Here is an 18,759-nt window from a genome sequence, read left to right on the forward strand (position 1 = left end):
TAGAGGGCCGCAACGGACCGGATCAGAATGCGTACGAAGCCTGGATCCAGGCGCGCCAGTCACTGGCGCGGCTGTCGGCATCCAGGCCGGAAAGGCTGCGCCCTGGGTTGTTGTCCAGGGTGCGCGCGACGGCGGTACGCAGGCTGAAGCTGCCGGCCCACAGGTTGGCGCCCACACCTACGGCATGCAGGTCGTAGCGGTTGCTGTCCCCGGCGTTGTTGATCGAGCCCGGCCAGGGATCCTGGTGCAGCCAGATACGCCCGCTATCGACGAAGCCCAGGCCCTGCAGCACCACGCCTGGCAGGTTCAGATCGATATTGCGGCGCAGCTCCAGCGTCGCCAGCCAGCCCTGGTCACCCGAGGCCTCGCCCACCGGATAGGCGCGCACACCGGCCGGGCCACCGAGCAGGAATTTCTCCGACGAATCGAGGTTGTCACCGGACCATTGCGCGGAAAGGCCGCCGAACAGCGTCCACGGGCTGCCAGCGCCCAGGCTCTGCAGGCGCGACAGGCGCAGGTTGAGCTTGTGGAAGCTGCCGTCGCTGCCGGCGCCGACGCGATCGGCGAACTGATCGTCGCGGTTGCCCGAGAGGTCGAGCTCGCCCAGGGTCAGCGCCAGCATGGCCTCGGTCACACCGCCACCGGCCAGCGAGTCGAAGCGGTTGCCGCTCATGGCCAGGATCAGGTTGTTCAGCTCGCGGTCACGCAGGTTGATGCCCAGGGCCTCGTCCTCGAGGGCCTTGTGCTCATAGGTGGCGGACAGGTCGAGGTTCTGCAGACGCGAGCGGATCAGCGGGTAGCTCAGGCCCAGCGAGCCGCTACGGGCGTTGCCGCGCAGATCCAGGGGGCGGAACTGCTCCTGGTCGACCTCATAGCGCAGGTAGGAGCCGGCGGCGTTCAGGCGCAGGCCCGAGGCATTCAGCGGCAGGCTGTAGGAGGCGCCGACGATGTCGGTACCGGTGCTCTTGCTCAGGCCGATACTGAACTGATCGCCGATACCCAGCGGATCATTCAGGCTGACTTGTGCATTTGCGCGAGCGCTGCCCGTGCTACGGTTGCCATAGTTATCCGCCGACAGGCCGCCGGATACCAGCGGGCCGCGCCTGGCTTTGATCAGCAGGCGGCTGGTGCCCGGCTCGGCGCCCACGTCCAGCGCGGACTGCGCGCTGACACCCGGCTGGTCGTTGATCAGCAGCAGCGCGCGTTCCAGATCTTCGGCGTGCAGCACCTCATCCTCGGGCAAGGCGGCGGCGGCGATCCGGCGCAGGCGCTCGGGATCGCTGCGGGTGTCGCCCTGCACCTCGATGCGCGAGGTGCCGGACTGCAGGCGACCCTTGATCAGGGCGATCTCCAGTTCCCCGTCGGTGAGGTCCTGACGTGGCAGGTAGGCACGTGCCAGCACATAACCGCGACCGCGCAGGTAGCGGGTCAGGCTTTCCACCAATTGCTGCAGGCCGGCGTGATCCAGGGTCTTGCCCAGCACCGGCTTGGTCAGTTCCCGCAGGTTCTCGGCCTCGGCCAGTTCGGTATCGCCGCTGAAGCGAATGGCCTTGAGCTGCACGCGCAAGCCGGAGTCCGTTGGCCGGCCGCTGGTGCCGGAGGGCAACTCGATGGCGGCAGGTGGCTGGGTGGAACGCGGCTCGGAAGGTCGCGTCTGCTGATGCTCGTTGAGCAACTGACCGGCGTCCGGCAGCACCTGGGCAAGCGCCAGCTGGGCGGTAGCGGTACCGGCCAGCACGATGGCGCAATGCAGCAGATGCTTACCCGCACGAACGGAATCCTTGTGAGGAACTGGCATCGTACAACTCCATGAAGATTGGGAAACCACCCGCCAAGCCGTAGCTGGGGATGAAAAGCCCGCGGAGTCTAATCACCCGCTGAACAGGTCGATTTTGTATGGCCGGACGGATGTTTTGCTGCAGCGGACATCGCGTATGAAATCCGCAAAAAGGCGACGAAACGTAGCGAAGCGACCCGATTCGAAGGGTTCCCTAGCACTCAGGGCCGCGGGAATCAGCAGCCGGTCGGCCAAGCGTTACTGGCCCGCGAGCATCCGGACCGACTGGGGCGTCAGTACCGACCGCGCACTGAAACGCCAACGCTACGCGGCGCACCTGGCAGGACCCCGTAGTCCCCGGAGCCCAGTGTGGCGTAGAAGGCGCTGGCATAGTCCTGGTCGAAGAGATTGCGCGCCCACAGCTCCACGGCCCAGCGCTGGTCGGCCTGGCCGATGCCCAGGCGCAGGTCGGTCAGGCCATAAGCCGACTGGTAGCTGCCGGTGCCGCGCTCCAGCACGCCGTAGTAGCCGCTGCGCCAGCTGTAATCGAGCGCGCCGAACAGCTCCAGCCCGGCCTCCAGCGGCCTGCGGTAGTCGACCCCGGTGGCCAGGCTCCAGCGCGGCGCATTGAACAGTCGCTTGCCGGACAGGTCGCACGACCAGGCCCCGCTTTCCGGCGGACAGGGCGCATTGTCGAAGGAGCGGTAGCGCGCATCGCTCAAGGCCAGGCCCAGGTGCCAACCTACCTGGGACGTCAATTGCAGGCGCCCGTCCACCTCGATGCCACGCAGGCGTACCTTGCCGACGTTGATCAGGCTGTCGCGCAACGGCGGGGATAGCTCATCGGCCGGCTCGCTGTTGCTGAGTGCCTGGTAGTCGTCCACGTCGGTCTGGTACAGCGCCACGTCGAGCGAGGCACGATCGCCCCACCATAGGCTCTTGATACCGAGCTCCACGGCCGTCGCGCGCTCGGCATCGAACACCGGGGCAATGGCGTCACCAGTGACTTCCAGGTTGATGCCCCCAGCTTTGTAGCCCCTCGACCACCGGGCATAACCAACCACGGCGTCGTTGAGCTGGTAGCTGAGCGCCAACTGTCCGGAAAGATTGTTTTCCGCAATGCGGTTGCTTCGCGTGTAAGCACCGCCCAAGGCGATATCACGCAGCCGTTGGCCGCCCAGTTGCGATACCAGGTCAGAGCCCAGCGGGGCCAGGCCGCTGACACTTCGAGTAATTTCGCCACGCTTGCGCTCGCGGCTGTAACGCAGCCCGGGGGTAATGGCCAGGCGCTCCGTGGGGCGCCAGGTGAACTGGCCGAATACGGCCTGGGTGTCGCTGTCCTGCCCGCCGCGAAAGCGCTGCTCGGCGCCCTGCAACAGCGAAGGCGGCACCATGCCAGGAGTGATGCCAAGGTCAGTGACTTGCTTCTGGTCGCCCAGAAAGAAAGCCGCAGCGTCACGGCCGAAGGCCACGTCGACGTCTCGCTGCAGACGCTGCTGCAGGTAATAGACGCCCAGCAGGTAATCGAAACGCTTGCCGAGCGACTGCGCCAGGCGCAGCTCCTGGCTGAACTGGTGATGATCGAGCTGTACCGCCGAGCGCGCCACCGAGAGCGGCATGCTGTCGGCGTCATGCCGACTGTCATAAGACCAGTCGCGATAGCCGGATAGGCTGGTCAGCGTGAGATCGTTGTCCAGGTAGTTATCGAGTTGCAGCGTCAGGCCGCGCTGCAGCGTTTGCAACCGATTGCCGTCGTTCTGCTCGACACGGCGGGCAGACGGCGAGACCGACGAGGGTCGGTAGCCGACGAACGCTGCTCGTTGCCGCGTCATGCTACTCAGATGACTGGCAGCAAGAACCGCACTCTCGTCCTGCACCGCATGGTCGGCTATCAGCCTGGCGCTGAATCGCTCGTTTGGCGCCCATAGCAGCTGGCCGCGCAACCCTTGGCGATCCTGCTCGTTAAGCCGCCCGCCGTTGAAGCGATTGTCGATAGCGCCCTCTCTGCTTACGTCGAAGAAGCTCAACCGCCCGGCCAGTTCATCATCGATCAGCGGGCCCGAAACGCTAGCGCGGTAGTGGCGCAGGCCATCCTGGCCCATCCTGATTTCACCCTGCCCTTGGTTTACGAAGGTCGGCATACGGCTACTCAGATTGATGGCGCCAGCAGTGGCATTCTTGCCGTATAGCGTCGCCTGGGGCCCACGTAGAATTTCCGCACGTTCGATATCGCCGAAATCCAGAGGGGTCATGCCCTGGCGGCCCAGGTAAACCCCATCGAGGTATACCGCAACGCTACCCTCGAGCCCATCGTTGGCAGAGCTCGAGCCCAAACCTCGGATACCGATGGCGGCATAACGCGGATTGGGGGCGCTCAACATCAGGCCGGGAACACGCTGCGCCAACGTGCCCAGATCCTCGTGGCCGGCATCACGCAGTCCGTCAGCTTCGATTACCGAAACGCTGGCAGGCACCCGCTGGCTTGGTTCTTCGCGATGGTTCGCGCCGACAACCTTTATCGCGTCGAGCTCAACGACGGCCGCTTCAGCCAGGGCCATGCCCGGGAGCGCGAGCAGCATCCAGAAAGAGGTCCGCGCAATGGACTTCACAGCGCCTCCTGAGGCTTGCTGGCAATGCGGCTCAGGTTATCCACCCGCGCCAGCAAATCCCTGCTGGAGGCGGGCTTGAGCAGGGTGTCATCGAAACGGAGACTGCCCGGCATATCCATGGGGCGCAGGGCGGGGACGGCCGAATACAGCAGCACGGGCAGGCCCGGCCAGCGCGCGCGCACCCGACGCAATAGCTCCCAGCCATCCATGCCCGGCATGCGCATGTCGGAAATCAGCAGATCGAAGGTTTCCGACGCCAACTGCTCCAGCGCATCCTCGGCGCTGCCTGCGGTTTGCACCTCGAACTCATAGCCCGCCAACAAATCGCTGACCCAATCGCGGTTTTGCGGCAAATCATCGACGATCAGAACCTTGCGACCATTGCCAGCCACCGGCACGCCATGGTTCTCGACGAAACTGCTGTCGAGTTCCTCTTCGCTGGCGCAGGCTAGCGGCAAGTGGAAACTGAACCGACTGCCTTTCGGCTCCAGGCGCTGCAACTCGAGCTCGCTACCCATGATCTGCAGTAACTGGGTGACGATCGACAGCCCCAGGCCGCTGCCGTCGTAGCCCTCCACCCCTGGACCACGCTGGAAAGGCTTGAGCAGTCGCTCTGGCGACTGGGCATCTATGCCGATTCCGCTGTCGCTGATGCTGAAGTGCAGAAGCGCCTGTCCGGGTGAGCTGTGCTGACAGGTCACCTCAAAAACGATCACGCCATCATGGGTGAATTTCGCCGCGTTACCCAGCAGGTTCAACAGCACCTGACGAAGGCGGCGGAAGTCCGCACGCACCAGGGCAGGCAGGTCGTCGGCGAAGCAGCAGCCAAAGCGGTTGTTCTGACGCGATGCCAGGAAGCCCGCCTCCTCTTCCAGCTCCTGGAGAAAACCGTACAGGTATCCGGGTGCCAACGTGAGCTCCAGTTGCTGCAGCTCGCTCTTGGAAAACTCCAACAACTCGTCGATCAGCTCCAGCTGCTGACGCGCATTGCGCTCGACCTTGCTCGGGAAGTCGTCGACAACGCCAGCCCGGGCCATGCGCGCATAATCGATGATGCTCACCAGCGGTGAGCGCAAGTCGTGGCTGATACGTGCCATCAACGAACTACGTGCTCGCAAGGACTCGTTCAACTGCCCGGTACGGATGGCGACGGTGCTTTCCAGGCGCTCCTGCTCTTCCCGTTGCTGATTCTCGAGCGCCGTTAGCGCATGCCGCTCGCGGCGCCGGCTACGAACCACCTCGGTGACCAGGGTACACACCAGGATGGCCACACCCGGCAAGGTCGAAGACAGACTGAGAACGCTCGCGCGAGCCTGCCAGGGCAGCGTGTCGAGCTGCAGCACGTAACGAACGACGAATTGCACCAGCATGAATAACGGTACGGCCCATGCCATCCAGCTCAGTTGCAAACCGCGTCGCCAGGCGACGATCAGCGTGGCCGGCAAGAGGATGTAGGCAGCCACGCGCGTACACCATTCGGAGACGGGCCGTCCTTGTACGGAGTCGACAAGAAGTCCCCAGAGACAGGCAGCCGCGAAAGCGAGCAGTACGGCGTGATAAAGCCATCCCCACACTGGCGGCAGATATCGCACCTGCAGCAACTCACGGGCATAGGCCAAAAAGCATAGGAACGACAGGATACTGAGCGCTGACCACAGTGGCAGGCTCCACTGCATCAGCCCCGGTAACAGGATCAAGTACCCGCTCGCGACAACGGTCACCAGGACATAGGAAAATACCGTTGCCGCATGCACAGCCAGCAGCCGTGAGCGCACGATCCAACCGACCACGAGGCTGAACGGCACTACCAGCAGCACGATGCCAAGGGTAATGCCGTCGGCCAGAGAAACCCATTGCCTATCCTGTAGCAGCGTCGTCTCGTCCCACAGGACCGGTTGCAGCAGCAGCAGTGTCGGCGTGCTGATGCGCACCAGCACCTGAACCCGTTCGCCGGGTTGTATCAGCAGCTCGAATACCGGCTGCCGTTCGACCACCGGCCACTGCTCGAGGGGGTAGGCAGCTCCCGCGACCTGCCTGCTCCAGGTGCCGCGGTTAAGGACATGCACCTGGATGTCATGCAAACGGGGCTCACCCACCGTAAGCCAGCGGCGACATACCGCTGAATGAGCGTTATGGAGCTCGAATTTGAGCCAGTAGGCCGAATGGCTGTACTCCTGGCCAAGCAACTCGGGCGTTGCCGCCTGGAAACGTGACTCGGGCAACGCCAACACCTGTGCCGCGTCGAGCCGGGCACTCAGATCCTCGAAAATCTTTGCCTGGGGCGCGAGGTCCACACGGGAGGCCTGGCAAACATCTAGCGCCCAAACGGATGGGCTGACAGATAGGAGCAGCAACAGGAGGCCAGAGCTGCCGCCGACCCAGCGCAACCGGAGAGCGCCCGGCAGAGATACAGCGAACTGGCGAAGGCAGTTGGTGAGTCGAACCGACATCAGTTGGTCATTCCTGCCTTCCGCCAGCTGGGTGTTGACCATCCTTCATGTGTGCTTGCTGGCGATACTGGCTTGGCGTCATGCCCACTCGCTCACGAAAGGCAGTGGTGAAGTTGCATGCACTTCGAAAGCCGACCTGATCGGCGATATCCTGGATATCCATCGCACTGTCGCTCAGCAACTCCTGGCCTCGGCGTATGCGCACTTCGCGGATGTAGGCGAACACCGTGCTGCCCAGGTGCTCACGAAAAATGCTCGACAAGCGTTTCTCATGGGTGCCGGCCTTACAGGCAATTTCTGCCAGCGAGGGCATGTCGGCCAGGTTCTGGGCAATCAGCCGCATGGCGACGCGCAATGAAACTTCATCTTGATTCGCCGGCTCAACGTCATCGCTGCGTGAGCCCGATGCGGGCTCACGCCACGACAACTGCAGATGAATGCGGATTCGCGCCAGGATCTCCTGGGGGTCGCAGCTCTTGAGGACATAGTCCACGCTGCCTAGCGTCAGCCCTTCAACACGTTCCTCTACCGCACCGGCAGAGGTGAGAAAGATCACCGGGGTTCGGTGCGTCGCAGGCGATTCGCGCAACATGCGGCAGACGGCGAAGCCATCCATTCCCGGCATGCGCACATCAAGCAGAATAAGATCAGGCTTCAGCGCCAAGGCACGCTGATAGCCCTGACGAGGATCGCTGGCCATCGAAAGACGCCAGGGCTGCTGCCGCAGCAAGCCAACGATGCCGCGCAGCTCCTCAGGAGAGTCGTCTATGACAAGGATATGCGGTGCGTTATTGAAATTGTTCTGCATGACTTCGTCCCATCTGGCGATATGGGCTCGGCAGACGCCCCATCATCAGTCGTTGCATATCCTTCTAAGCAAAAGCGTCGTCCGCCACGGCAAAAGGCCCGCCATCGATAGCGCGCTAAGATAACGCAAAGCCTTGCAGATAAACACGATGCAGCGTCCCACATACGACCACAGGTCGTCGCGAAAACCGGCACCCACCTCGTCCCTCCTGGCAGCCAATCTGGCCGACCTCTATTGGTTGGTGCATGTTGTCCAGGCGGGTAGCTTTTCCGCTGCGGCGCTGGGCACCGGGATGGCCAAGTCCAATCTGAGCAGGCGCATCATCCAGTTGGAAAAGCGCATGGAGGTACAACTGCTGATCAGGAAGCCACGCGCTCTACATCTCACACCAATAGGCTCTCGCATCTACAGCCATGCCTTGAAGCTGCTCCACGCCGCCGAAGCCGTGGATGAAATCGCCAAGCAAGCCACCGGCCTTCCCCGCGGCCCGTTGCATTTATCGGCACCGGGAATACTCGCCCCCTGGCTGTATGGCTGCCTGCGCACCTTCAGGGAGGCCTACCCCGATGTAGCGCTGCACATGACCGAAGCGGACGAATTGACCGACCTGGCGGGCAATCACCTGGACACCTCACTCAGTTTCTGCGATGTGCCGGGTAACAGTGATGATGTGGTCTCCAGACCCCTGGCCGAGCTGGAGATGGTCATCGTCGGTGCCCCGGAGTTGGTCGAAAGACTTGGCAATCCCACACCCCTGTTAGAAGTGGAGGGACGCGACCTGCTGGTATCTGCACCACCCGCCAGGGTGCAGCACCGGGTATCGATGGCCGGCGAGCGGGCGCTTGAGAGCGCCGCCCTGTATGCGAGCAGCTACCAGGCCGCGCTCAACAGCGCGCGTGCCGGACTGGGCCTGGCAACCCTTCCCTTACACGCCTGCCTCGCTGACTTGCAGGCGGGCAGATTGCGCCGCGCCTGCGCAGCGGAACGCCCGCCATCAAAGAAACTCTACGCGCTGATGAATCCTCACCGAAGCATAACCCCCGCTGCCCGCGCCCTGGTCAGCCATCTGCGACATTCACTGATGAATGAGACGATCACCGGTATCAGCGCTCTGGATGACGATGTCGCCACTTATCAGTGATCGCATTCAGGCGTGGCGCCCCCCGAGGCCAAGAGACAAAGCCTCCGAAACCAGACACGAGACAAAAAACCCGGCGCAGGCGTCGGGCTTCAAACCTTTGGTTGCAACAGCGATCAGTTGGATTTGGTATCGTGCTACCGATCGTCGTCGCTCAACTCATCCTGGTCATCCGCAGGCGACGTCGAGCCAACATCGCGCTCTGCTTCCGATTGGACGGCGTCCTGCTCCTGCTTCGAACCATGCCCCTGGGTGGAGCTGTTAACCGATGGGCCTTGATAAGGTGCTGCCGGGCCATTGTTCTCTTCGATTGTCATAGCGGATCTCCAAGTCGGCGCAGAGCGTCTGCGCGTACTAGGTTGGTTGAAACCGGCCACGCGAAGTGCCCGCCGTTCGACAAACGGCAAGGGCACGGCAACCCCAAGAGCAATTGCCGCTACAGGCTATCGCCAAATCTTGGCCACTGGCTGCTGGCCCTGGGCAAGACAGCGCAGTTCGATCGAAGGGCCGGCTTTCTTGGTAAACTTGCCTGGCGGCGCGGCCGAATCAGAGCTACTCGCCGCCCAAGCCAACGTTGATTGCAGGTCACCCTCCTGATGCCTCAGGCTAAAAACGGCAGCCCTGCCTTATAAGCACCGAACAGACTTGAGCAATATGCCCCCAGAATTATCCGCAATGCCCGCCGGTACGGGTTCCGCGCTATCCCGCCGCTTCTCCGTGGCGCCGATGATGGACTGGACTGATCACCATTGCCGCTATTTCCTGCGTCAGCTGTCGCAGCACGCGCTGCTGTACACCGAGATGGTCACCACCGGCGCATTGCTGCATGGCGATACCGGGCGGTTTCTGCACCACGACCAGGCCGAGCATCCCCTGGCATTGCAGCTGGGTGGCAGCAATCCGGCCGATCTGGCGGCCTGCGCGCGGCTTGCCGAGCAGGCGGGCTACGACGAGGTGAACCTCAACGTCGGCTGCCCCAGTGACCGGGTGCAGAACAACATGATCGGCGCCTGCCTGATGGCCCATCCGGCGCTGGTGGCCGAGTGCGTCAAGGCGATGCGTGAGGCGGTGGGCATCCCCGTCACCGTCAAGCACCGTATCGGTATCGACGGGCGCGACAGCTACGCGGAACTCCGCGATTTCGTCGGCCAGGTGCGCGATGCCGGCTGCCGCAGTTTTACCGTGCATGCGCGCATCGCCATCCTCTCGGGCCTGTCGCCCAAGGAGAACCGTGAGATTCCGCCGCTGCGCTACGACATCGCCGCCCAGCTCAAACAGGATTTCCCCGAACTGGAACTGGTGCTCAATGGCGGCATCAGGACGCTGGAGGCCTGCCAGCAGCACCTGCAGACCTTCGACGGCGTGATGCTGGGCCGCGAGGCCTACCACAACCCGTACCTGCTGGCCGGGGTCGACGGGCAACTGTTTGGCAGCGAGCGCACGCCAATCAGCCGCCTCGAGGCGATGCTCGCCATGCGCCCCTATATCGAGCGGCACATGGCCGCTGGCGGGCTGATGCACCACGTCACGCGGCACATGCTCGGCCTGGCCCAGGGCTTCCCCGGAGCGCGACGCTTCCGTCAGCTATTGTCTGCGGACATTCACAAGAGCGATCAGCCGCTGGCCATTTTCGACCAGGCGACCGAGATCCTGCAGGGCCGTTGAGCGAGCACCGCCGCTCAACGGTTGTGCCACCAGTTGAGCGGCACCTGAGGCTCAGGTAAGGTCGTGGCACCCGAATCGACAAGGCCGTGCCATGACCTCCAAGCTGGATCAACTCAAGCAGTTCACCACCGTGGTTGCCGACACCGGCGACATCGACGCCATCGCCCGCCTCAAACCGGTGGACGCCACCACCAACCCCTCGCTGCTGCTCAAGGCCGCCGCGCTGCCCCGCTACGCCGAACTGCTCAAGCAGGCGGTGGCGGCCAGCCAGGGTGATGTCGACCTGGCCAGCGACCGCTTTGGCGTGACCGTGGGCCGGGAAATCCTGCAGGTGATCCCCGGGCGCATCTCCACCGAGGTGGACGCTCGCCTGTCCTTCGACACCCAGGCCACCCTGAGCCGTGCCAAGCGCCTGGTCGAGTTGTATGAAGAAGCAGGCGTGAGCCGCGAGCGCATCCTGATCAAGATCGCCTCGACCTGGGAAGGCATCCGCGCCGCCGAGCAACTGGAAAAATCCGGCGTACAGACCAACCTCACCCTGCTGTTCTCCTTCGCCCAAGCCCGTGCCTGCGCCGATGCCGGCGCCTTCCTGATCTCGCCGTTCGTGGGGCGTATCTACGACTGGTACAAGAAGGCCGAAGGCCGTGACTACCTGGGCGCGGAAGACCCTGGTGTGCAGTCGGTGGCGCGCATCTACGACTACTACAAGGCCCAGGGCCACAAGACCGTGGTGATGGGCGCAAGCTTCCGCAATATCGGCCAGATCGAACAGCTGGCCGGCTGCGACCGCCTGACCATCAGCCCCGAGCTGCTGCAGCAACTGGCCGACGACAACGGCCCGCTGGAGCGCAAGCTCGATACCGAGGTATCCGGGCAGAGCGAGGCACGGATCAGCGAGAGCCAGTTCCGCTGGGACATGAACGAAGACGCCATGGCCACCGAAAAACTCGCCGAAGGCATCCGTCAGTTCGCCCGCGACCAGGAAAAACTGGAAAAGCTGCTCGCTGCCAACAGCTGACCTGAAACGCAAAACGGGGCGCCGATGCTGTCGGCGCCCCGTTTTTTTATGGCCGGGCTTCAGGGTTGCTGTTCGAGCGCACTGACCAGGTCATGGAAGGCCGCGCGGTTCGACTCGTTCAGGCCCATCAGGATGCGATGCGCCTCCAGCACGTGGGCGCGCACCACGTCTTCCGATTGATCCTGGGAAGGCAGGTCGGCCAGGCAATCCGGGCACTCGTAGGGCTGGTCGATGATGTTGAACACCTGATCGAAGCCCATCGACTGCAGCAGCCGCGTGATGTCTGCGTGGGTGGTCACCACGGTCGGCAACAGGCCGACCTTCTGCCTAGACAGAATCGACAGCTTGGCCAGCAGCCCCAGGGTGGTGCTGTCGATGCTGCGCGTTTCCGTCAGATCGATGACGATGGCGGAGAAATTCAGCGCGGTGAAAATTTTCTCGATCGTGGAGTCCAGCGCCGAACACAGGGTCAGGCGCACTTCGCCGATGAACTTGAGGACGAAGGTACCATCCTGCTCGGCGAACTGGATTCTACCGGGGCTTATCCCAGGATTCATGCAAGGTTCCTGCTTAACACCAGCAAGGCGATATCATCCGGCATCTCCGCCAGATTGGCCAGTCCAAACACGCTACGCAACCCATCCAGGGTTCCACCTGCCTGGCTGACCAGCTTGGGCAGCAAGGCTTCTTTTTCCTGCAAATTGTCGCCGTCGAGCAAATCGAGGATGCCGTCGGACAGCAAGGTCAGGCTGAATGATTCGGGAAGGTCGATTTCCAGGTTGTGGTAATCGGCCTCCTTGAACAGGCCGACCGGCAGGCCGCGGCCTTCCAGGTAATAGGCCTGGCCACCGGTGTACATCACCGGCAGCGGCAAGTGGCCGCCGATGCTGTAGGTCAGCCGGTTGGATGCCTCGTCGATCACCCCACCGAGCATGGTCACGTGCTTGCCCAGCTTGCAGTTGATCAGGCCGCGGTTGATATGGCTGAGCACGTCCGACGGTTTGAACTCGGGCAGCATGCCGTTGCGCCGCGACTCGTAGAGCAGGCGCGTGGTCATGAACTTGAGCAGCACGGTGACGAAGGCCGACGAGGCGCCGTGGCCGGAAACGTCCGCCAGGTAGAAGGCCACGCGGCGCTCGTCGACCCGGAAGTAGTCGACGAAATCACCGGACAGATACAGCGATGGGATGATCTGGTGGGCGAACGACAGCCCCTCGTCTTCCCACGGGGTGACCGGCAGCATGTTCATCTGCACCTGGCGCCCGGCGTTCTGGTCTTCCTGCAACAGGTGCAGGCTGGCCTGCAGCTCGCGGTTGGCGGTTTCCAGCTTCTCGCGGTAGCGCTCGTTCTCCTGGCGCAGGTGCACGCGATCCAGCGCACGACGCACCGAGTGCTCGAGCACGGCCAGGTCTTCGAGGGGCTTGATCAGATAATCGGCAGCGCCAAGGCGCAGCGCCTCCACCACATCGGTCATCACCCCGGCGCCGGAGACCACGATGATCGGCGCGGAGACTTCCAGCGCATTGATGCGGCGGATCAGTTCGAGACCATCGACCTGGGGCATGCGCAGGTCGCAAATGACCAGATCGGGCCGTTCGCGCTCGAACACTTCGAGACCTTGCAGGCCGTTGCTGGCCAGCAGGATGCTGAAGCCGCTGTCTTCCAAGTAGGCTGCAATGCTGGCGCGGACGACTTCGTCATCATCGATCAGCAGCAATGTGGCACTGGTTTTGTGCATGGGGTTTCCAGGCAAACTGCGCCGGGGATGGTTAGCGTAAACGCAGCCAACGACCTGCGCGGGTACACGGTTCGCGTCAAGGCGCAGACGGTACTCCCATCCTCAGCGCGATTCAACAGGCGCCGTTAGCCGCCGAGCAGCTTTACACCTCAAATGGGCGGGGGTTATAAGAATCGCAGCACAGCCCCGACCTACAATGAGGATAGCCCGATGAGTCAGAATGATCGTGATTACACGGAAAAGCGCGATTACATTCGCATGCGCCTGGAAACCCAGGTAACGCTCACTCATGGCGGCCAGACCGTTCCAGCGTTATGCCGAGACCTGTCGAGCACCGGTATGCAGCTCGAGGCGCAGTGTCAGGCGAAGGTCGGTGACAAGGTAAGCGTGTTGATTCCGTCCACTCACGATTCGCTCAAGGGGCTGGAAACCGACGCGGAAGTGGTACGCGTGACGGACCTGGGTGATGGCCGGCAGGTTCTCGGCGTCGCCGTGACCTCAATGAACTGAAACACACTGTAACGTGATGGAGCCAGCCTCCATCACGCCTCTCTCGGGCCGTTAGGCCACCTGCCCTCAGGCAGCCGCCCTTTCCCGATTCCTAGAAATCGTCTTCCACATCGCCATCGCGCACGCGGAACTCGCGGTTCTGCAGATAGGCATTGCGAATGAAGATGTACTTGTCGCCGCTGATCATGCGCTCGGCGTCCAGCAGGCTGGCACGGGTATCGACGATATTGACGCCGCGGGTGACGTTGCGGGTCGGCACATGGTCCATGTAGGGATAGGGCGTCAGGAAGCTGTCCGGAACCTTGCTTGGCGCATCACGCAGCGAGCTCGGACCGAGCAGCGGCAGCACCAGATACGGGCCGCTTTGCACGCCCCACACGCCCAGAGTCTGGCCGAAGTCTTCATCGCTGCGTTGCAGGCCCATGTTGCTTGCCACGTCGAACAAGCCCAGCACACCGACGGTGGTATTGAGCAACAGGCGGCTGGTATCCACGCCGGCATCGTGGGCCTTGCCCTGGAGAAGATTGTTGGCCAGGTTGCCGACGTCGCCGAGGTTGCGGAATACATTGTGCACGCCGGTTTCCAGGAACTGCGGCGTCACCGCCCGATAACCCTGGGCCAGTGGCTTGAGGGCGTAGGTGTCGACGGTATCGTTGAAGCGAAAGACGGGACGGTTGAACGATTCCCAGGGATCCTCCGTTGCCGCCTGGCCTGCCAGCGGCAGTGCCATCAAGCCGGCACAGGCCAGCTTCCGACCGAGGCTTGCGATCCAATCGGGTCCAATCAAGCGCATTGCTGTTCTCCTAGGCTAATGAGCGCGGCCTGTCCGGCGGCAGCGGCGTAGTATAAAGCCGTCCGCTGCCAATAGGCAGCGCACCGCGACATCCGGGTGCTGCATCACACGACCACATGTCTGGAGACTGCGCTTCGTCACCTCACCGTCACATTGGCTTGCCATGTTTGTCGGGATCATCGCCAGGGAACGACATCATATGCCTCAGCCAGCGTTTTGCGCCGACACCTCCTCCTTTACGGCGATCCTCTTTGGCCTGTCCGGCTGCCTGGTGGATTTCGGCGCACGCAGTGCGTCCTTGAGCGGCCAGCGCCACCTGGCACTGGTGCGCGAAGGCGGCAGCCCGGCCCGTCATGCCGTCGGTAGCCTGGAGCTGGACAGCTGCGCCGAGCCGACCCCCGGCGCGTTGAGCACCCTGCGCAGCCTGCATGAACAGCACGTGCCCTGCGCCTGGCTTGACGAACTGCCAGAGGCCTTGACCCAGAGGCTGGCCAGCCGCCTGCCCGACTGGCTGGCAGCCTCGCCGAGCTGCACCCAGCGCACCTGGCCCGCGCCGGATGCCTGCTGGCAAGCCCTGGCGGCGCTGCAGATCGAACGCCTGGAGGGCTGCGTGCTGGTCAGCGGCGAACCGCGCCTCGTGCAGGCCGGCCTGAATGCCGGATTGTGGACCGTGGGCCTCGCGGCCTGCGGCTCACTGGCAGGCCATACGCTGGCTGACTGGCAGCTGCTCGACGAGGTGCAACGCGAGCGCTTGCGCGCTGACGCCACGCTAGCGCTCTATCGGCTCGGCGCACATTCGGTGATCGACCAGCTTACCGACCTGCCCGCCTGCCTCGACCACCTGCAGATTCGCCGCAGCAAGGGCGAGAAGCCCTGAGCCAGCAGGCTCCGCTTGGGCCAGGCTGAGCAAGAAGTACTGACCTTTCGTCGCGCGGCACGGTCAATTGTCTTGCCTATCAAGAGAGGGAGAGTCCCATGCCTGCGAACCATCTGCAGCAGCAACTGGAAGAGCTGCGCAAGCAACTGGTCGAACATCCGCCAGAAAACGAAGAAGATCGCGAGTCGCTGGAACTGATCGCCCGCGATATCGAGCTGCAACTGGCGGCGCAACCGGTGACCACGCCGGATGCCTCGCTGGTCGATGGGGTCAATCTGGCCGTGGAACGTTTCGAAGTGAGCCACCCGAATCTCGCCGCAAGCCTTCGCAACATCATGCAGACCCTGGCCAATATCGGGATCTGACCCAGGCGCCGCGCAAACGAAACCAGCCATCAGGCTGGTTTTTTTGCGCGGCCTTCCTGAGCGAGCGGCGTGCGAGCGAGAGGACGCGCTTATTGCCTGACCAGGCGCCGGTTCGGCGGCACCTCGGCCAGCGTGGTGCGGTACGGGTTGATATCCAGGCCGCCGCGGCGCACATAGCGCGCATAAACGGTCAGGTACTCGGGCTGCAGGCATTTCTGCAGATCCAGGAAAATCCGTTCCACGCACTGCTCGTGGAAATCCGCGTGCTGGCGGAAACTCACCAGATAGGCCAGCAGGCTTGCCGGGTCCAGCGCCGCGCCGCGGTATTCGACCACCACACTGCCCCAATCCGGCTGGCCGGTGACCGGGCAGTTGGACTTGAGCAGATGGCTGTGCAGGCGTTGCTCGACGATTCGCGTCTGATCACAGTCGAGCAGCTCCGGTTGTGGCGCGGCGTAATTGCTGATGCTGACATCCAGTTCGTCGATACAGCTACCTGGCAACGCCGTCAGCCCTTCCCGGGCGGCTTCGTCCAGGCTGCGTATACGCACGGCTACCGGCTTGCCGGCAGTGGCGGACAAGTCGTTTTCCAATACGCCGAGCAACTCCGCGGTGCCGGCGAACACCGACTGGTTCAACGAGTTGAGGTACAGCTTGAACGACTTGGACTCGATGATGTTCGGCGAGTCAGCGGGAATCGCGAACTCGCCAATGGCCACCACCGGTTTGCCGGAGGGCAGCAGCCAGGACAACTCGAAGCAGTTCCAGTAGTCCACGCCGCGGTATGGCAGCGTTTCGGCGCTCAAGCCCAGTTCGGTCCACTTGGTGGCGCGGGGAATGGGAAACAGCAGTTCGGGCGAGTAAGTCGCGACGTACTCGCTGCTCTTGCCCAGCGGCGAATGTTCCACGGAATTCATGAGGCGTTACCTGCAGTGCAACGGGTGCGGCGGCGAGCGGCGCCGCACGAGAATGAAGGAGCGGATCAGCCCAGCTCGGCGACCAGCCTGGCCAGGGCAGCGGCAGGATCGGCCGCCTGGCTGATCGGGCGGCCGATCACCAGGTAATCGGACCCGGCAGCCAATGCCTGGCGTGGGGTAAGAATACGGCGCTGATCGTCCTGAGCGCTGCCGGCCGGGCGAATGCCTGGTGTTACCAGTTGCAGCGCCGGCTGCGCGGCCTTGAGTGCCGGCGCTTCGAGGGCCGAACAGACCAGGCCGTCCATGCCGGCCTTTTGGGCCAGGCCAGCCAGGCGCAGGACCTGCTCCTGGGGCTCGATATCCAGGCCTATACCGGCCAGGTCCTCGCGCTCCATGCTGGTCAGCACCGTGACACCGATCAGCAGCGGCACCGGGCCGTTGAAGGTATCCAGCACCTCGCGGCAGGCGCTCATCATGCGCAGGCCGCCGGAGCAGTGCACGTTGACCATCCATACGCCCATTTCCGCGGCAGCCTTGACGGCCATGGCGGTGGTATTGGGGATGTCGTGGAATTTCAGGTCGAGAAACACCTCGAAGCCGCGGTCACGCAAGGTGGCGACGATGTCCGACGCGCAGCTGGTGAACAGCTCCTTGCCCACCTTCACCCGGCACAGTTTCGGATCGAGCTGATCAGCCAGAGCCAGTGCCCCCTCGCGGGTCGGGAAATCCAGGGCGACGATGATGGGGGTCTGACAAACGGACATGAGGTAACTCTCGAGCGGGCCAAATTCGGCGCGCATTGTAGCGCAAGCGATTGCCGATGGGGGTTGCAACGACTAGAACTGCGCCGCCAGGCGCAAGCCTTCGCCACGCCGGCAGGCGATGCGGACGGCAGCCAAGCCCAACCAGTCGGCCAGGCGCCTTACCGCGCCTGCCAGCGCCACGATGCCGTCCTTGTCCAACCCGGGGGACTCGCCATGCACCCCATGGATCGCCAGGCATCCCTGGCTACGCTCGGCACGCACGTCCAGCCGCGCGACGATCCGCTCGCCAAACAGGAACGGCAGCACGTAGTAGCCATACACGCGTTTGTGTTGCGGCGTGTAGATTTCCAGTCGATAGCGGAAATCGAACAGCCGCTCGGTACGCGAGCGCTCCCAGATAAGCGAATCGAACGGCGACAGCAGCGTGCAGGCCGCGACCCGGCGCGGCACTTTCAAGGGCGCGACGCAGTACGCCGGCTGCGCCCAGCCCTCTACGCGGACAGGGCTCAACGCGCCCTCCTCGAGCAGTTCCTGCAACCGTGCGCGGCAGTCACCCGGCTGCAGACGAAAGTAGTCGCGCACGTCTCGCTCGGTCGCGACGCCCAGCGCCCTGGCCGCGTGCAGCACCAGCGCGCGTTGTGCATCGGCCTCGCCAAGCTGCTGCGCCAGCACGGACGCCGGCAGCACCCGCTCCGGCAGATCGTATAACCGTTCAAAGCCGCGGCGACCGGCTACCGTCACTTCACCCGCGGCGAACAGCCATTCCAGTGCCTGTTTTTGCGCCGTCCACCCCCACCAGGGGCTGCTGCGCGAGCGTTCCTCGGCCAGGCTGCCGGCGCCCAGTGCACCGCGCTCCGCGACCGCCTGCAGCACTTCGCGAATCAGCGGCTGCTGCTCGCGCCCGAGCGCTGCCAGCCCCTTGTAGATCCCGCGCCCCTCCTTCGCTCGTTGCATGCGCCAGCGCAGCAGTGGGTAGTAGTCGAACGGCAGCAGGGAGGCTTCGTGGCCCCAGTATTCGAACAGCGTGCGCTGCCGCCCCTGGCTCCAGGCGGCCTGCTGCAACAACTGCGGATCGTAGTGGCCGAGGCGTGAATACAGGGGCAGGTAATGCGAGCGCACCACCGCGTTCACCGAGTCGATCTGCAGCAGGCACAGCCGCTCGATCACCCCATTGACCGCACGGCTACCAGGCGCCCCGGATCGCGGGCGCTGTGCGAACCCTTGCGCGGCAAGCACCACGCGCCGTGCCTGGGCGGTCGACAAGCTGGCTGTGATCGACATGGCTGCACCAACGATGAATGGAAAAAATACGGTAACCCATCGCGCCGAA

The 18,759-nt window shown here is 63.6% G+C and carries 17 protein-coding genes; 6 read left to right on the forward strand and 11 right to left on the reverse strand.

Going from position 1 to position 18,759, the window contains the following annotated elements; genetic code table 11:
- Nucleotides 1–22: 22 nt before the first annotated feature.
- The 4 genes from SA190iCDA_RS15020 to SA190iCDA_RS15035 all read right to left on the reverse strand — a co-directional run bounded on the left by SA190iCDA_RS15020 (nucleotide 23) and on the right by SA190iCDA_RS15035 (nucleotide 7,644).
- The gene (locus SA190iCDA_RS15020) at nucleotides 23–1,798 is read right to left on the reverse strand and encodes a ShlB/FhaC/HecB family hemolysin secretion/activation protein (RefSeq protein ID WP_083329914.1); all 1,776 of its coding nucleotides are present in this window, start codon (nucleotides 1,796–1,798) and stop codon (nucleotides 23–25) included.
- A gap of 272 nt (nucleotides 1,799–2,070) precedes the next feature.
- Nucleotides 2,071–4,356, reverse strand: coding sequence for a TonB-dependent receptor (locus SA190iCDA_RS15025; protein ID WP_070888145.1), 2,286 nt, complete (start codon nucleotides 4,354–4,356; stop codon nucleotides 2,071–2,073).
- A gap of 26 nt (nucleotides 4,357–4,382) precedes the next feature.
- On the reverse strand, nucleotides 4,383–6,836 hold the full coding sequence (locus SA190iCDA_RS15030) for a hybrid sensor histidine kinase/response regulator (protein WP_083329917.1): 2,454 nt from the start codon (nucleotides 6,834–6,836) through the stop codon (nucleotides 4,383–4,385).
- 7 nt (nucleotides 6,837–6,843) lie between these two features.
- Nucleotides 6,844–7,644, reverse strand: a complete 801-nt coding sequence (locus SA190iCDA_RS15035; protein WP_070888121.1) for a response regulator — start codon at nucleotides 7,642–7,644, stop codon at nucleotides 6,844–6,846.
- A gap of 148 nt (nucleotides 7,645–7,792) precedes the next feature.
- Between SA190iCDA_RS15035 and SA190iCDA_RS15040 the strand changes: the two genes are divergently transcribed.
- Nucleotides 7,793–8,785: a LysR family transcriptional regulator gene (locus tag SA190iCDA_RS15040; protein ID WP_070888147.1), complete on the forward strand. Its 993-nt coding sequence runs from the start codon at nucleotides 7,793–7,795 to the stop codon at nucleotides 8,783–8,785.
- Nucleotides 8,786–8,919: 134 nt separating this feature from the next.
- On the opposite strand, the gene SA190iCDA_RS15045 is transcribed toward SA190iCDA_RS15040, so the two are convergent.
- Nucleotides 8,920–9,099, reverse strand: coding sequence for a hypothetical protein (locus SA190iCDA_RS15045; RefSeq protein ID WP_070888122.1), 180 nt, complete (start codon nucleotides 9,097–9,099; stop codon nucleotides 8,920–8,922).
- Nucleotides 9,100–9,457: 358 nt separating this feature from the next.
- Between SA190iCDA_RS15045 and dusA the strand changes: the two genes are divergently transcribed.
- Nucleotides 9,458–10,447, forward strand: a complete 990-nt coding sequence (gene dusA, locus SA190iCDA_RS15050; RefSeq protein ID WP_139159572.1) for a tRNA dihydrouridine(20/20a) synthase DusA — start codon at nucleotides 9,458–9,460, stop codon at nucleotides 10,445–10,447.
- Nucleotides 10,448–10,538: 91 nt separating this feature from the next.
- Nucleotides 10,539–11,465 carry a transaldolase gene (tal, locus tag SA190iCDA_RS15055; protein ID WP_070888124.1) on the forward strand — a complete coding sequence of 309 codons (927 nt, stop codon included), beginning with the start codon at nucleotides 10,539–10,541 and terminating at the stop codon, nucleotides 11,463–11,465.
- A gap of 59 nt (nucleotides 11,466–11,524) precedes the next feature.
- On the opposite strand, the gene rssC is transcribed toward tal, so the two are convergent.
- Together rssC and rssB are read right to left on the reverse strand one after the other, a co-directional pair.
- Complete coding sequence (rssC, locus tag SA190iCDA_RS15060) at nucleotides 11,525–12,010, reverse strand: anti-sigma factor antagonist RssC (RefSeq protein WP_070888148.1); 486 nt, start codon at nucleotides 12,008–12,010, stop codon at nucleotides 11,525–11,527.
- An 8-nt stretch (nucleotides 12,011–12,018) separates the two neighbouring features.
- The gene (gene rssB, locus SA190iCDA_RS15065; protein WP_070888125.1) at nucleotides 12,019–13,203 is read right to left on the reverse strand and encodes a two-component system response regulator RssB; all 1,185 of its coding nucleotides are present in this window, start codon (nucleotides 13,201–13,203) and stop codon (nucleotides 12,019–12,021) included.
- A gap of 210 nt (nucleotides 13,204–13,413) precedes the next feature.
- Between rssB and SA190iCDA_RS15070 the strand changes: the two genes are divergently transcribed.
- Nucleotides 13,414–13,713, forward strand: coding sequence for a PilZ domain-containing protein (locus tag SA190iCDA_RS15070; RefSeq protein ID WP_070888126.1), 300 nt, complete (start codon nucleotides 13,414–13,416; stop codon nucleotides 13,711–13,713).
- Between the two features lie 91 nt (nucleotides 13,714–13,804).
- Here the strand turns inward: SA190iCDA_RS15070 and SA190iCDA_RS15075 are convergent, their stop codons facing one another.
- On the reverse strand, nucleotides 13,805–14,506 hold the full coding sequence (locus SA190iCDA_RS15075; RefSeq protein ID WP_070888127.1) for a VacJ family lipoprotein: 702 nt from the start codon (nucleotides 14,504–14,506) through the stop codon (nucleotides 13,805–13,807).
- A 199-nt stretch (nucleotides 14,507–14,705) separates the two neighbouring features.
- Between SA190iCDA_RS15075 and SA190iCDA_RS15080 the strand changes: the two genes are divergently transcribed.
- Together SA190iCDA_RS15080 and SA190iCDA_RS15085 are read left to right on the forward strand one after the other, a co-directional pair.
- Nucleotides 14,706–15,383 (forward strand): phosphatase, encoded by a 678-nt coding sequence (locus tag SA190iCDA_RS15080; RefSeq protein ID WP_070888128.1) that lies wholly within the window; start codon nucleotides 14,706–14,708, stop codon nucleotides 15,381–15,383.
- 98 nt (nucleotides 15,384–15,481) lie between these two features.
- Nucleotides 15,482–15,748 carry a DUF4404 family protein gene (locus tag SA190iCDA_RS15085; RefSeq protein ID WP_070888129.1) on the forward strand — a complete coding sequence of 89 codons (267 nt, stop codon included), beginning with the start codon at nucleotides 15,482–15,484 and terminating at the stop codon, nucleotides 15,746–15,748.
- Nucleotides 15,749–15,837: 89 nt separating this feature from the next.
- Here SA190iCDA_RS15085 and queF read toward each other — a convergent pair whose 3' ends face one another.
- The 3 genes from queF to SA190iCDA_RS15100 form a co-directional block, all read right to left on the reverse strand.
- Nucleotides 15,838–16,665, reverse strand: a complete 828-nt coding sequence (gene queF, locus SA190iCDA_RS15090) for an NADPH-dependent 7-cyano-7-deazaguanine reductase QueF (protein ID WP_070888130.1) — start codon at nucleotides 16,663–16,665, stop codon at nucleotides 15,838–15,840.
- A gap of 65 nt (nucleotides 16,666–16,730) precedes the next feature.
- Nucleotides 16,731–17,429, reverse strand: coding sequence for an orotidine-5'-phosphate decarboxylase (gene pyrF / locus SA190iCDA_RS15095; protein WP_170834007.1), 699 nt, complete (start codon nucleotides 17,427–17,429; stop codon nucleotides 16,731–16,733).
- A gap of 72 nt (nucleotides 17,430–17,501) precedes the next feature.
- Nucleotides 17,502–18,710, reverse strand: a complete 1,209-nt coding sequence (locus SA190iCDA_RS15100; RefSeq protein WP_070888132.1) for a winged helix-turn-helix domain-containing protein — start codon at nucleotides 18,708–18,710, stop codon at nucleotides 17,502–17,504.
- Nucleotides 18,711–18,759 lie beyond the last annotated feature (49 nt).

This window comes from Pseudomonas argentinensis (assembly GCF_001839655.2).
Lineage (GTDB): Bacteria > Pseudomonadota > Gammaproteobacteria > Pseudomonadales > Pseudomonadaceae > Aquipseudomonas > Aquipseudomonas argentinensis_B.

Bases quoted from the DNA above. Each gene is read 5' to 3' on its own strand.
- SA190iCDA_RS15020 (WP_083329914.1), bottom strand. From the start codon at position 1,798: ATGCCAGTTCCTCACAAGGATTCCGTTCGTGCGGGTAAGCATCTGCTG.
- SA190iCDA_RS15025 (WP_070888145.1), bottom strand. From the start codon at position 4,356: ATGCTGCTCGCGCTCCCGGGCATGGCCCTGGCTGAAGCGGCCGTCGTT.
- SA190iCDA_RS15030 (WP_083329917.1), bottom strand. From the start codon at position 6,836: ATGTCGGTTCGACTCACCAACTGCCTTCGCCAGTTCGCTGTATCTCTG.
- SA190iCDA_RS15035 (WP_070888121.1), bottom strand. From the start codon at position 7,644: ATGCAGAACAATTTCAATAACGCACCGCATATCCTTGTCATAGACGAC.
- SA190iCDA_RS15040 (WP_070888147.1), top strand. From the start codon at position 7,793: ATGCAGCGTCCCACATACGACCACAGGTCGTCGCGAAAACCGGCACCC.
- SA190iCDA_RS15045 (WP_070888122.1), bottom strand. From the start codon at position 9,099: ATGACAATCGAAGAGAACAATGGCCCGGCAGCACCTTATCAAGGCCCA.
- dusA (WP_139159572.1), top strand. From the start codon at position 9,458: ATGCCCGCCGGTACGGGTTCCGCGCTATCCCGCCGCTTCTCCGTGGCG.
- tal (WP_070888124.1), top strand. From the start codon at position 10,539: ATGACCTCCAAGCTGGATCAACTCAAGCAGTTCACCACCGTGGTTGCC.
- rssB (WP_070888125.1), bottom strand. From the start codon at position 13,203: ATGCACAAAACCAGTGCCACATTGCTGCTGATCGATGATGACGAAGTC.
- SA190iCDA_RS15070 (WP_070888126.1), top strand. From the start codon at position 13,414: ATGAGTCAGAATGATCGTGATTACACGGAAAAGCGCGATTACATTCGC.
- SA190iCDA_RS15075 (WP_070888127.1), bottom strand. From the start codon at position 14,506: ATGCGCTTGATTGGACCCGATTGGATCGCAAGCCTCGGTCGGAAGCTG.
- SA190iCDA_RS15080 (WP_070888128.1), top strand. From the start codon at position 14,706: ATGCCTCAGCCAGCGTTTTGCGCCGACACCTCCTCCTTTACGGCGATC.
- SA190iCDA_RS15085 (WP_070888129.1), top strand. From the start codon at position 15,482: ATGCCTGCGAACCATCTGCAGCAGCAACTGGAAGAGCTGCGCAAGCAA.
- queF (WP_070888130.1), bottom strand. From the start codon at position 16,665: ATGAATTCCGTGGAACATTCGCCGCTGGGCAAGAGCAGCGAGTACGTC.
- pyrF (WP_170834007.1), bottom strand. From the start codon at position 17,429: ATGTCCGTTTGTCAGACCCCCATCATCGTCGCCCTGGATTTCCCGACC.
- SA190iCDA_RS15100 (WP_070888132.1), bottom strand. From the start codon at position 18,710: ATGTCGATCACAGCCAGCTTGTCGACCGCCCAGGCACGGCGCGTGGTG.